General features: G+C 57.6%; 9 protein-coding genes and 1 tRNA gene. 6 read left to right on the top strand and 4 right to left on the bottom strand.

Annotation, left to right across the window (positions count from 1 at the left end; genetic code table 11):
• Positions 1–28: 28 nt before the first annotated feature.
• A complete protein-coding gene (gene pyrF / locus HNI00_RS19470; RefSeq protein ID WP_316788646.1) occupies positions 29–841 on the bottom strand; it encodes an orotidine-5'-phosphate decarboxylase in 813 nt (270 codons plus the stop codon).
• Between the two features lie 164 nt (positions 842–1,005).
• Between pyrF and HNI00_RS19465 the strand changes: the two genes are divergently transcribed.
• Together HNI00_RS19465 and HNI00_RS19460 are read left to right on the top strand one after the other, a co-directional pair.
• The gene (locus HNI00_RS19465; RefSeq protein WP_316788644.1) at positions 1,006–2,712 is read left to right on the top strand and encodes a SulP family inorganic anion transporter; all 1,707 of its coding nucleotides are present in this window, start codon (positions 1,006–1,008) and stop codon (positions 2,710–2,712) included.
• Positions 2,713–2,995: 283 nt separating this feature from the next.
• On the top strand, positions 2,996–4,387 hold the full coding sequence (locus HNI00_RS19460; protein ID WP_316788642.1) for a malic enzyme-like NAD(P)-binding protein: 1,392 nt from the start codon (positions 2,996–2,998) through the stop codon (positions 4,385–4,387).
• A gap of 110 nt (positions 4,388–4,497) precedes the next feature.
• Here HNI00_RS19460 and HNI00_RS19455 read toward each other — a convergent pair.
• A tRNA-Lys gene (locus tag HNI00_RS19455) sits at positions 4,498–4,569 on the bottom strand.
• Between the two features lie 47 nt (positions 4,570–4,616).
• On the opposite strand from HNI00_RS19455, the gene HNI00_RS19450 reads away from it, so the two are divergent.
• Positions 4,617–5,852 (top strand): anion transporter, encoded by a 1,236-nt coding sequence (locus HNI00_RS19450; RefSeq protein ID WP_420156400.1) that lies wholly within the window; start codon positions 4,617–4,619, stop codon positions 5,850–5,852.
• A gap of 78 nt (positions 5,853–5,930) precedes the next feature.
• Here the strand turns inward: HNI00_RS19450 and gatA are convergent, their stop codons facing one another.
• Positions 5,931–7,388 carry an Asp-tRNA(Asn)/Glu-tRNA(Gln) amidotransferase subunit GatA gene (gene gatA / locus HNI00_RS19445; RefSeq protein ID WP_316788639.1) on the bottom strand — a complete coding sequence of 486 codons (1,458 nt, stop codon included), beginning with the start codon at positions 7,386–7,388 and terminating at the stop codon, positions 5,931–5,933.
• A gap of 466 nt (positions 7,389–7,854) precedes the next feature.
• On the opposite strand from gatA, the gene HNI00_RS19440 reads away from it, so the two are divergent.
• Together HNI00_RS19440 and HNI00_RS19435 are read left to right on the top strand one after the other, a co-directional pair.
• Complete coding sequence (locus HNI00_RS19440) at positions 7,855–9,210, top strand: serine hydrolase (RefSeq protein WP_316788637.1); 1,356 nt, start codon at positions 7,855–7,857, stop codon at positions 9,208–9,210.
• Positions 9,210–10,103, top strand: coding sequence for a carbohydrate ABC transporter permease (locus HNI00_RS19435; protein WP_316788635.1), 894 nt, complete (start codon positions 9,210–9,212; stop codon positions 10,101–10,103). The genes HNI00_RS19440 and HNI00_RS19435 overlap by 1 nt, the downstream gene beginning before the upstream one ends.
• Positions 10,104–10,298: 195 nt before the next feature.
• Here the strand turns inward: HNI00_RS19435 and HNI00_RS19430 are convergent, their stop codons facing one another.
• Positions 10,299–11,468 carry a hypothetical protein gene (locus HNI00_RS19430; protein ID WP_316788633.1) on the bottom strand — a complete coding sequence of 390 codons (1,170 nt, stop codon included), beginning with the start codon at positions 11,466–11,468 and terminating at the stop codon, positions 10,299–10,301.
• 340 nt (positions 11,469–11,808) lie between these two features.
• Here HNI00_RS19430 and HNI00_RS19425 point away from each other — a divergent pair, with 340 nt between their 5' ends.
• Positions 11,809–12,876, top strand: a complete 1,068-nt coding sequence (locus tag HNI00_RS19425; RefSeq protein WP_316788631.1) for a pentapeptide repeat-containing protein — start codon at positions 11,809–11,811, stop codon at positions 12,874–12,876.
• Positions 12,877–13,274 lie beyond the last annotated feature (398 nt).

Genomic DNA, 13,274 nt, shown 5'->3' with positions numbered 1-13,274 from the left:
TTCAGGAGAACTGACGTAAGCGGCTTTGTCAGCCTGCCGCTTCCTCACAAATCCGCGCAAACGCTTCTGCTGGGTTGGGGGCAGCGGTGATTGGGCGACCGATCACCAGGTAGCTTGCGCCTGCCCGAAGCGCTTCGGCGGGAGTCATGACGCGGCGCTGATCGTTGGCGCTGGCCCAAGTGGGGCGCACGCCGGGGCAGACCAGCAGGAAGCGATCGCCACAGATCTGACGCAGGTGGGCGGCCTCCTGGGGCGAACAGACCACGCCAGATAGCCCGCTGTCTTGCGCCAGTAGCGCCATCTGGAGGGCAAAGTCGGGCAGGTCTAGGGGAACCTTTAGCTCGAAGGCGAGGGTGCGGGGCGAAATGCTGGTCAGCACCGTCACGGCGATGACCCTGGGGGGCGGGTTGCCCGCAGCGGCGGCTCCGTCTTGGGCGGCGGCGTTGGCGGCGACGAGGGCCTCTTTACCTGCTGTGGCGTGAACGGTGAGCAGGTCTACGCCATAGCGTCCGGCGGCGCGACAGGCTCCGGCCATGGTGTTGGGAATGTCGTGAAATTTGAGGTCGAGAAAAATTCGCTTCTGCCGCGCCTTCAGTTCTGCCAGGATGGTCGCGCCTGTGCTGACGAAGAGTTCCAAACCGACTTTCCAAAAGCGGACTGTGGGGATCTGGTCTACAAGGGCGATCGCCTCTTCTAGCGTCGGTGCATCCAGCGGCACAATTATCCGATCCTGGTGATCCCGGCGATCCCCGGCAATCTGATCAGCAATCTGAGCTTTGGAGTTTTGATCCTGGGAGCTTTGATCCTGGAAGTTTTGAAAGGGGTCTTGAGAGCCTGCCATAGCGCCTGGGTTGAATCGGTAGGTAAATGCTTAACAGATGAATGAAGTATGGATAAATGAAGTGAAGACATCTTGAAAGAAACGCCTGAACCAGATTTCCAGCCGTATCCTGCGAAACTAAGGCCTATCGCAACATCTGGGCCATATCCTGGAGGCTTGCCATTGTGACTGCGATCAACTCCTGGCTAAGACAGTTTACTCATGTTCTGAAACCCCCAGATCTCAATTTTCGTAATTTTCGAGATGACTTTTGGGGCGGACTCACCGCAGCAATCGTGGCGTTGCCGCTGGCGCTGGCGTTTGGCGTATCGTCCGGAGCAGGAGCGGCTACGGGACTCTACGGTGCAATCTTCGTCGGCATTTTCGCGGCGTTGTTTGGCGGCACGCCCGCTCAGGTGTCTGGCCCAACCGGGCCAATGACAGTGGTGGTGGCAACGATTTTCACGGTACTGATTGGCCGGTATCCCGAAACCGGACTGGCGCTTTCGTTTACCGTCATTGCGCTGGGCGGGCTGTTCCAGATTCTGTTTGGGGTGCTGCGTTTGGGAACGTACATCACGCTTATGCCCTACACGGTCATTTCTGGCTTCATGTCGGGCATCGGGGTCATTATTATCTCCCTCCAGATTGGGCCGTTGTTTGGCTACAAAGGGTCGAGTGGAGTCGTGGATTCTCTGCGGAACCTGCCGACGTATCTGACGCACCCCAACGGGTTCGCGCTGGGGCTGGGGCTGATGACGTTGGCGATCGTGTTTATCTGGCCGCGTCGGCTGAATCGTGTCATTCCATCCCCCCTTCTGGCGCTGGTGATCGGGACACTCGTATCGCTGGCTTTTGGCGAGGGTGCAAACCTGACGCGGATTGGGGCCATTCCCACGACACTGCCGCAGCCGCACTGGCCGGCGTTTGAGTGGGAGGCGCTGCGCGTGATGACGGGCTACGGGCTGATGCTGGCGACGCTGGGATCGATCGACTCGCTGCTGACTTCTCTCGTTGCCGACAACATCACCCGGACACAGCACGATTCCAACCAGGAATTGATCGGCCAGGGCATCGGCAATTTGCTGTCGGGCATTTTTTGGGGATTGCCGGGGGCCGGGGCAACCATGCGGACGGTTGTGAATGTGCAGGCGGGCGGCAAAACGCGGCTATCGGGCATGATTCACGGTGTTTTGCTGCTGCTGGTGATGCTGGGGCTGGGCAGGCTGACGGAGCCGATTCCCAATGCAGTGCTGGCGGGAATCTTGATCAAAGTCGGGATTGACATCATCGACTGGAGCTTTTTGCGGCGGGCGCATCGGCTGTCGCTGAAGGCAACGGGGCTGATGTATGGCGTGCTGTTTCTGACGGTGTTTGTAGACCTGATTACGGCGGTGGCGGTGGGCGTGTTTTTCGCGAATCTGCTCACTGTGAAAAGCCTGAGTGACTTGCAGAGCAAGCGCGTCCGTGCGATTATTCACCCGACAGACGAAGCGCTGGCTCCAGAAGAACAGACCTTGTTGGAAGCTGGTCAGGGTCGGATCATGCTGTTCCAACTCAGCGGGCCCATGAGCTTTGGCGCGGCAAAGGCAATTTCGCAGCAGATGACGCTGGTGCAAGAGTATGACGTGCTAATTCTGGATTTGACGGAAGTGCCGCGACTGGGGGTGACGGCGGCGCTGGCGATTGAGGCGATGGTGCAGGAGGCCTGTCGGCAGCGACGGGAGGTGCTTTTGGTGGGCGTGGAAGGCAGCGTGCGCGATCGCCTCCAGCGGCTCAACCTGCTGAACGCCATGGACGAAAATCATGTGTTTCCTACGCGCCTGTCTGCGCTGCAACGGGCGATCGCCCTAGTTATCCCCCCGAAGCAGGAATTAGAGGTTAGAAGTTAAAGGTTAGAGGTTAGAGGTTAGAAGTTAGAGGTTAGAAGTTAGAGGTTAGAAGTTAGAAGTTCGGTTCGGGTTCCGGTCTTTAGCACCATTAGCACAAACGGTTGTCCGTCTGGCCCGCCCGAACCTGAAACCTGATCGATTGTTCACTCTGGCACAATTGCAGTCCGGCGACTCCCTTACGCTAGGGACGATCTGTAGCGGTAAGATCATCACTGCACTGCGGACGGGGAAAACATTCAGCGTCCCCAAAATCCAAAACCCAAAATCCAAAATCGAGAATTCTATGGTCAGCCTCACTCCTAATCCCAGCTTCAGCCTCATGGTGCGCGTGCAGTTGCCCAACCAGGCGGGAATGCTGGCCTACGTCACCATGGCCATTGGCGAGGCGGGCGGCAATATTGACCAGATCGAGGTGATCGAGCGGACGCTGAAAACCATCATCCGCGACATCACGATTGAAGCGTCGAGCGTGGAACATGCCGAGGCAATCGTCACCGCGCTGAAGGGGCTGGAGCATATCAAGGTGCTGAACGTGTCGGATCGCACGTTTAACCTGCATCGGGGCGGCAAGATCAGCGTCCAGAGCAAGATTTCTCTAAAAAACCAGAGCGACCTCGCGATGGCCTACACGCCGGGGGTGGGGCGCATCTGCACGGCGATCGCCGAAGATCCGTCCAAGGTATACTCCCTAACGATCAAAAGCAACACCGTGGCGATCGTCACCGACGGAAGCGCCGTGCTGGGCTTGGGCAATCTTGGCCCCGCCGGAGCGCTGCCCGTGATGGAGGGCAAAGCCATGCTGTTTAAGGAATTTGGCGGCATTGATGCTTTCCCGATTTGCCTGGCCACCCAGGACACCGACGAGATTGTGCAGACGGTGAAAAATATCGCCCCTGTGTTTGGCGGCGTGAATCTGGAAGACATCAGCGCCCCCCGCTGCTTTGAAATCGAGGCGCGGCTCCAGCGGGAACTGGACATTCCCATTTTTCACGACGACCAGCACGGCACGGCCATTGTCTCGCTGGCGGCGCTCTACAACGCGCTGAAGCTGGTGAATAAGTCGATGGAGTCGGTGCGGATTGTGATCAATGGCGCAGGGGCGGCGGGGCTGGCGATCGCCCGACTGTTGCAAAAAGCAGGAGCCACCCAGATCGTGATTTGCGACTCGCGGGGCATCCTCAGCCACAGCCGCAGCGACCTGACCGACCAAAAGAAAGAATTTGCCGTAGACCAGAGCGGTTCCCTCGCAGATGCAATGGTGGGCGCGGATGTATTCATGGGCGTGAGTGCGCCGGGGGTGGTGACGGTGGACATGGTGAAGTCGATGGCGAAAGACCCAATTGTGTTTGCCATGGCCAATCCAATTCCTGAAATTCAGCCGGAACTCGTGACCGATGACGTGGCGGTGATGGCGACGGGCCGCAGCGACTATCCCAACCAGATCAACAACGTGCTGGCGTTTCCTGGCATCTTTCGCGGCGCGTTGGACTGTGGCGCAAAGACCATGACCACGACCATGTTCCTAGAGGCCGCAGGGGCGATCGCCTCGCTCATTACCGCCGCCGACCTCAACCGCGAGTACATCGTGCCGTCGGTGTTTGACGAGCGCGTGGCGACCGCTGTCTCCGCTGCGGTTCAGCGGGCTGCCCGCGCCGACGGGGTCGCGACCCGCTAGGCTGGCGATCGCGAAGGGGATCAATTATCAATTGGGGAAGGGATCAACAAACCCCCTAACTGCCTTAGCTAAGCCTCTCCAATCGATCCTTAAACTAGGGCTATTAACTATGGGTGACCTGGGATTCGAACCCAGAACCAGCGGATTAAGAGTCCGATGCGCTACCGTTGCGCTAGTCACCCTGGGGTTTACCATTGTATCACCTGAATTTTGGGCATCAAAACCAGTGCTGTACCTTGGCATCGAGTTTCGCGCCCTCGCCAACTGGCTGCCCGTTGCCCAGGCAGTGGTGATCGGGCTGACCTATGTGGGATTGGCCTTGGGGTCGGTGCCAGGGCTGCGGATGAACCGGGCCACAATGGCGATCGCCGGAACAGCCGCCCTCATTGCCCTAGGCACACTGTCCCTACAGGAGGCCTGGCAGGCCATCGACCCGACAACCATCGTATTTCTGCTCAGCACGATGATTGTCAACGCCTACCTCAGCTACGCCGGATTTTTTCAACTGGCGCTGCTGTATCTCATCCGCCTCACGAGTAGCCCCTTTGGACTGCTGGTAGCGCTGACGCTGGGCTGCGGGGCGTTGTCGGCGGTGTTTCTGAACGACACGATTGCCCTGGTGTTTACGCCGCTCACCGTCAGCCTGGCCCAAACCCTGTCGCTCAACCCAATTCCCTACCTGCTGGCCCTAGCGGCGGCCACCAATATCGGCTCCGTCGCCACGCTCAACGGCAATCCGCAGAATATTCTAGTCGGCTCCTTTTCGGGCATCGCCTACGCCGAGTTTGCGCGGGTGATGATCCCCATTGCTCTGATAGGCCTGCTGCTGCAAATTGGGCTGCTGGGGTGGATGTATCCAGAGGTGCGATCGCTCAAACCGCGCCCCTACGTGCCCACCTTTCGCCCCCGCGCCTACGGCCCGCTGCTGCGAAAGACGCTGATTGTGAGCAGCCTAATGCTGGCGGCCTTTGTGGTGGGATTGCCGCTGGCGGAGTCGGCCCTAGTGGCGGCGGGTGTGCTGCTGATTACGCGCCGTATCAAGCCCCAGCGCGTGTTGCAGGATGTGGACTGGGGTCTGCTGGTGATTTTTTCGGGACTGTTCGTGCTGACGCGCAGCCTGCAATCCTTCAACCTGCTGTCGGGGCTGCTCCCCTGGATTGCCCATCCGGTGGGTCTGGTCAGCATGACAACGCTCTTGTCAAACCTGATTTCCAACGTGCCTGCGGTGCTGCTGCTGCAATCGCTGATCGACCGGGGAGATACCCAATCCTGGCTGTTGCTGGCGGTTGGCTCCACGCTGGCAGGCAATTTGACGCTGTTTGGCGCAGTGGCCAACCTGATCACCGCCGAAGCCGCCGCCAGCCAGGGCTTTTCGCTGTCGTTTTGGACGCACCTGCGGTTTGGGCTGCCGCTGACGCTGGCCACCTTGGCGATCGCCACCGCCTGGGTTCTCTGGCAAGGTTGATCAGGAGTCAGGCCTAAAAACTGCCAGCCTGAGCGAGTGGCCCAACTCAGCAACGCCAATCCCTAACAATTCCAATCCCTAAATCACAGGCGCTTTCTTGTGCCACTCCGTTGCCTGCTCATAGGCATAGGCCACGCTCAGCAAAATATCTTCCCGCAGCACGTTACCAATCATTTGCAGACCAATGGGCAGGCCCTGGTCGTCAAAGCCGCAGGGCAGACTGAGGGCAGGCAATCCCGCCAGGTTCACCGGAATCGTCATCAGGTCAGACAGGTACATGCTGAGCGGGTCATCGGTCTTTTCGCCCGCCTTGAAGGCCGTCGTCGGCGAGGTAGGGCACACCAGCACATCTACTTTCTGGAAGGCGCGTTCAAAGTCTTGCTTGATGAGCGTCCGCACCTTTTGCGCCTTGAGGTAGTAGGCATCGTAATAGCCCGCTGACAGCGCGTAGGTGCCGATCATAATTCGCCGCTTCACCTCTGCGCCAAAGCCCTCGGCGCGGGTCTTGGCGTACATATCCAGCAGATTTTCGGGATTATCGGCGCGGAAGCCATACTTCACGCCGTCGTAGCGGGCCAGGTTGGCCGAGGCTTCGGAGGGGGCAATGATGTAGTAAGTCGGCAGCCCGTAGCGAAACTGGGGACAGTTGATCACCTGGATTTCGGCTCCGAGTTCCTGCAAGGTTTCAACTGCTGTGGTGACGGCCGCTTCTACAGTTGAGTCCAGCCCTTCGCCGAAGGTTTCTTGAATCACGCCAATCCGCAGCTTGCCACGCGGCTTGAAATCGGGCTTGAGGGCGGCGGCGTAGTCAGGGATTTCGACCTTAAGGCTGGTGGCGTCCTGCGGGTCATGTCCGGCGATCGCCTTCAACAAAATCGCCGCGTCTTCTACCGTGCGGGCAAAGGGGCCAATCTGATCCAGCGACGAGGCGTAGGCCACCAGCCCATAGCGCGACACCAGCCCGTAGGTGGGTTTCATGCCCACCACACCGCAGAGAGACGCAGGCTGACGGATCGAACCGCCCGTATCTGATCCCAGCGCCACAACGCACTGCCCCGCGGCCACCGCTGCGGCAGAACCGCCCGAAGAGCCACCCGGTACGCGCTCCAAATCCCACGGATTCGCCGTCACCTGATAGGCAGAAGTTTCCGTCGAGCTGCCCATTGCAAACTCGTCCATATTCGTTTTGCCCACCATCACCGCGCCTGCATCGAACAAGCGCTGCGTCACAGTGGACTCGTAGGGCGGCACAAAGTTTTCCAGAATGCGGGAGCCGCAGGTGGTGCGGATGCCCTGGGTACACAGATTGTCCTTGATGCCGATGGGAATGCCCGCCAGCAGCCCGATTGCTTCCCCGGCGGCGATTTTGGCATCCACCTGCTGCGCCTGGGCGATCGCCCGGTCGGCCGTCACGCTGATAAAGCTGTGCAATTTGGGTTCCAGGGCTTGAACCCGCTCTAGGGCTTCGGTGGCAATTTCGACGGCCGAGCGCTCTTTGCGGACGAGCTGTTGATGCAACTCACGGATGGATGCCATTGGAAAACCTCAAAATGAAACGGAAACGCGATGCGTAGACGGCAATCGGAGCAGATGGCAAAAAACTCCAACCCTCACTCTAGACGATTTCCAGACGCTTTTTGGCGATCGCCCCGTCCAAGCTGTGCCCCCCTGCCCCGCTGTGGCTCTGCGCCTTCTATCTCCAGAAGCCCCAATGTCTATCTACCGAAGCGTTCCGGTTTAATCAGCAAGCCATATACTTGAACTGGTTCAGCAGTTAGCCGACAGCGCCTTGGGTAACCTTTTCCGCCACAGCGTCTTGCCAGATTGCGTCACACTGCACCATTTAAATATGAAGAATGGTCTTATTATTTAACTTTAATTAAGTTCATTTGCAGGGTTGCACTTGCTCAAGCTCGAACTTCAAGGTTGAGCTTCAAGGTTGCATTCCTGTCAGTACGCCTAATCAGTAAGCATCTGGTCTTCCGTGGGGAGGGGTGAGTCCGTGGTTGCAATCATCATGAAATCAGTGGCGCAGCGCTGGTGGTGGTATGCCCTCGTTGCACCTATTAGCGCATTTGGGGTAATGGCAGGAGCCGTCCTGGTTCATTCTTATCCAGCCCTGACACCCGTGCTAGAGCGTCCCTACGAAGAGGGAGAATCTCTCATTTCTGAAGCCAAGTCGCTGGCAGAGCTATACGAACTCCGCGATCGCCTCCAGCAAGACATCGACAACCAGCCGCCGACCCTGGTTTCCGTGGCCACCAGGGCAAATTCCGTCCCAACTGCCCTGCTAGAAACGCTGCGAGCGGTCGAAATTCGTATTGGGGTTGAAGAATCTGCTAAAGCAAGCTGGGAGCAAGCCATTCGCACGGCAAACCAAGCAGTTGAACTGAAGCAACAGCCAGACCAAACCGAGGAAACCATTGCCAAGCGCTATCAGCTCTGGAAATCCGCAACCGACTCGCTGCGGGAAGTGTCCGCCGATTCGTTTGTGGGGGAACAAGCGGCCAAGAAGCTGAAGGAATATGAGGGCATCTTGAGCGTAGTGGCCTACGAATACGACACTGCCCGCTCTGGGTTCCTAAAGGCGATCGCCGACAGTACGGGCATGGGCAGTCAGGTTCACGTCACGGTCTGCTCGCTAGAGCGCGAATGTCGCCGCTATCAGGGCAAAGAGCCACCCGCCAGCCCCGCCAGCCTGATCAAAGTGCCGCTGGCGATCGCCACAATGGACAAGCTGACCCGCGAAAAGATCGACCCCGACACACCGATTTTCATCGACCCTAGCAACTACACCGAAGACGCAGCCAAGATTTGGGTCGGCACTGAATATCCCATCCGCAAAGTGCTGCTGCAAATGATTACCCACAGCAGCAACATCGCCACGAATCAACTAATCGACTACGTGGGCTGGCAAAGCATTGAACAAACCCTGCGCGATCGCGGCTATGAATACACCCGTATTGGTTCCAAACTCACAGGTCAAGCCATCAGCCCTACGGCTAATGTGAGCAGCGTACCCAACGAAAGCGTTTCCAACGAAATCAACATGGACGAACTCACCGACATGATGGTGAGCATCTATAACAATGAAGTCCCCGGTGCAGACCTGATTTTGGAAGGACTGGTAAACCAGTACGACTGGGAATTGGGCTATGAGGCCATTCGGCGACCCGCCGTGTGGATTGGCGAAAAAACAGGGCAAAACTCCAGCGTACTGGGCACGACCGTCGGCGTGAACATCAAGGGCAAACGCTACGTGATTTCGGTCGCCATTAACTACACCGCCAGCGAACCCGCCGTGAAGCAGGTGATCTCTGGCATTGTGAAGCATTTAATCGACCACGACGGCTTCTGATGTCCTCAAGGTTTCAAAGGCCCGGTGGGGGCGATCGCCCTTCCCAGGATACCCTCACCGCCTGGCTGTTTCTCGCCCCAGCCCTGGCGTTTTTGGGCGTTTTTGTATTCTTCCCGATTGCCTATCTCGCCTATCTCAGCCTGACCCAGGGCAGCTTCACTCGCAGCGGCATACACTGGGTGGGGCTACAAAACTATAGACGGTTGCTGGCTACGCCCGATTTCTGGCAAGTGCTGGGAAATACGCTCTACTTCACCTTGGCCACGGTGCTGCCCAGCCTCGTCTTGCCGCTTGGATTGGCTGTGTTGCTGAATCGAGCCGTGAAGTTTCGGGACTGGCTGCGAGCGGCATATTTCATCCCTTCGATTACGTCTCTGGTGGCCGTGGGTTTGGGCTGGCGCTGGCTATTCCAAACCGACGGCCCCGTCAATGCGGCGCTGGGCTGGCTGGGGATTGCCCCAATTCCGTGGCTGGGCAGCACCACTTGGGCCATGCCTGTGCTAATTTTGTTCAGCATTTGGAAGCAGCTTGGATTTAACCTCGTCGTTTTTTTAGCGGGGCTGCAAACCATTCCCCAAAGCCGTTACGAAGCCGCCGAGCTAGACGGAGCCAATGACTGGCAGCAGTTTTGGCACATTACACTCCCCGGTCTGCGGCCCACCTTGGTTTTCGCGATTGTCACAACGACCCTCTTCACGCTCCGCAGCTTCGAGCAGCCCTACGTGATCACAGGTGGCGGCCCGCTGAATACCACGAACCTGCTGGTCTACTACGTCTATACCGAAGCCTTCGCCCAGTTTGATTTTGGCTATGCAGCGGCGGCGGCGACCCTGCTGCTGCTGATCACGCTGCTGCTGATTTATCTCCAGTTCAATTTCCAGTTCAAAGGGTGAATGCGCGATCGCCCAATTATGCTCAATCACGCTCAATCACGCCCAATCACGCCTAGTGTTCTGGGTCATCGATGTCCTGTGCAGCAGTTCTATGCAGCAACAGGCCATGAATCGTTCATCTGCACCGCCATCCTTCGTCAGAACATTCGTCAGAACATTCATCAGAACAACTGAATATCGAACTGATATCTAACCTTAGAGAGTCAAAAGGCGATCAATTAGGGGCGCTTTGGTTATCCTTTTAGGGACTCCTATTCCCAATTCGTTTGCCCAGGCGAGAAGACAATCTTTTGTTACCTGCTTTTGATGCAGGTCGGCTTTTAGCTGGGCAGCGGGCACAGAACTGGGGTCTTGGCGGAATTGTTTGAGCCTAGCTGCCAGTTCGCTGAGATCGACGATCTTTCTATTAGTAGAACTAGCAGTGGAACGCGAAGCAGCAGGACGGTGCTTGAGGCTTTCTACGCTCTGGGCAAGGTTGGAAATTGCATCAGTAAGATGGTTGAGCCGTCTTTCTAAGAGGTCTAGCTTATTTTCTAGGAGGGCGATCGCCCCTCCACCCCCATTCTCTGCACCTGCCAAACTCGACAGCCGAGACAGCGTTTGATCCAGCTTTCGATCCAGCGTTTGATTCAGCGTTTGATCGAGCATAGAACTGAGCGATCGCGTCAACGTTTCCAGCATTAGCTCAGACACTAATCCTTCGGACACCGATCCTTCAGACACCGATCCTTCAGACACCGATCCTTCAGACGCAGAGCCGACTGGCTGGGGCGTAGAACTAGGCTGCATGGGGGCAGATTCTTCGGGTGCATCCGCTGCCTGGAGGGGCGAGGCAGGGTTGTCGGCAGAGGTGTCTAGAGAAGTTTCTAGAGACGTGTTTGGAGAAGTGTCTAGCAACATGGCGAATTCAGCTTGCGTCGCTTTCACCTCTTCATCGCTCAGGTCAAACACCCACGCCCACAGCATTTCAATGCCCATCTCCTCCGCGACCTTAACCCAATCGGCTCCGTAAATCGCTTCGTATTCCTTTTCATCGCCGAGGCTATTGGTGCGGCGCACCACAATGGGGATCAGATTGCTCTTGTGATTCTCCAGGCTCCAGCGCAACTCCGCATAGCGTTCGGGAGAAATCTCCGGCTGCGATCGCACGCCCACGGTGTAGGTATAGACCTGTCCGTGGCTGAGGGGCTGAATTTTCAAGCTTTCGCGAATCAGCCTGCGACGCTCGTGATAGTCGGCCATAGTGTTGTAATGGGTGTTGTAGTGGGTGGTGTGATGGAGGATGTGATAAGGGGAGGTGATGGGGGGATAGGATGAGTTGCCCCGTTCGTGTTCTAGCGTGAATGATTCGCGCCATAGGTGCAAGCGGGCGATTCCTCATCGGTTAGGCTGGAGGTGTTTGGCCAACTTGCTAGAGCGTGCTTTAAAACCCTTTGATCCCCCCTTAGCCCCCCTTAACAAGGGGGGAACTGGGCCAATTTGATCCCCCCTAGCCCCCCTTAACAAGGGGGGAACTGGGCCAATTTGATCCCCCCTAGCCCCCCTTAACAAGGGGGGAACTGGGCCGAACCGCTCCGGAAGTCCCCCTTTTCAAGGGGGATTTAGGGGGATCGACTCAGGGCAATCACCGACCTAGAAAGTTTTAAAGCAATGCCTAGGGTTCCAGAGTTCCGTGCTAAAGCCGATTTCTCTTCTTTTTCCTGCTATGGATCGAAAAGATGTCATGGCGCTGCTCACGATCGCCGTCTTTTTGGGATCGCTGGCCACCGCCGTAGGATTGGTTCGTATGGGCAATGCCGCAAAAGCTGGGCGAGTCAATCAGCTCTTGCGGACGAAAGCCTGCGTCAGTTGCGACTTGGAGCGCGTCAGGCTGAATAATGCAGAACTCGATGAAGTAGACCTGCAATATGCCAACCTCCAAAACGTACTGATGCGCGGAGCTGACCTAAAGCGGGCAAACTTGAGCAGTGCCAACCTGACTGGAGCCGCCCTAGACAGAGCCGACCTGCGGAAGACACTCCTGACCGATGCAACGCTAGGTGGGGCAGTTTTGGCAGAGGCGCGGCTGGAGGAAGCCGATCTGCGGCGGGCCTATCTGGGGGATGCCGACCTGGAGCGGGCCCGGCTTAATGCGGCCTATCTGGGGGAAACAATTTTTAGTCGGGCAAATCTGCGGGCAGCCACGCTCAATCGAGCCTACCTAGTGGGTGCAAACCTGGGCGAAGCGAACCTGACGGGCGTGGATGCACGAAATGCCGACCTGCGGCGAGTTTATCTGGGCAATGCGCGGCTCAAGGATGCGCGGCTTCGCAACGCCAACCTGTCGCGGGCAAACCTGACCCGCACCGACATGCGCCGCGCTAGGCTGCAACAGACTACGCTCAACGATACTGACCTAACGGCTGCCAACTTGAGTGAGGCAAATCTGACGGGAGCCAGTCTGCTGCGGGCCAACCTGGGGCGGGCCCAACTGCCAGGGGCAAACCTGCAACGCGCCAACCTGCAATCGGTGAACCTGCGGCGATCGAACCTGACGGGCGCAAACCTGACCGATGCGAACCTGACCGGAGCTAGCCTGAACGGGGCAAAGCTAGACGGCGCGACGCTCTGCCGCACAACGATGCCCGATGGGGCGATCGCCCACGATGATTGCCCCGTTCCCCTCGATCCGTTCGCTCCCAATTCACCAGCCATTCCCGAAGCGCCTGCCGCCAGCGCTTCGCCAACAAGAGCCGCGCCCGCTGGAACTCCCTTGCCTACGCCCGCGCCCTGATTCGGAGTTTGCAAGTTGCATTTTGCAAGTCGCATTTTTGGATCGCATTTCCCCCATCAGGCTCCTCCGTCATCCCTCCGTAATCTCTGTGACTGAGCGCAATCCCCAGGCTCGGCTTTATCAAGCTGAGATGATTTTGCGAATAATCCAGGAAATTTTCGAGAAATCGGGCGAATCTGCATTTGGGCGATCGCCCTTGTCTGCGTGGTTTGACGCAGAAAATGGGATGCCTTCGCCAAAGAGTAATGCAGTTCTGTAGGCTCACCGGGTTCAAAAGGTAAAGCACGGATGAGGTTGGCAACCTACAGACACGGAGATTAGCAGGTATGAAGCCTGCTTGAAGTGTCGCGCAGCGTGTTGAAACCATTTCCTGGAAGGGAGTTGGGCGATCGCCCCCA

It is taken from the genome of Thermoleptolyngbya oregonensis NK1-22, assembly GCF_032705245.1.
Classification (GTDB): Bacteria; Cyanobacteriota; Cyanobacteriia; order Elainellales; family Elainellaceae; genus Thermoleptolyngbya; species Thermoleptolyngbya sichuanensis.
The sequence above is the reverse complement of the archived record's forward strand: the minus strand, read 5'-3'. Positions and strand labels throughout refer to the sequence as shown.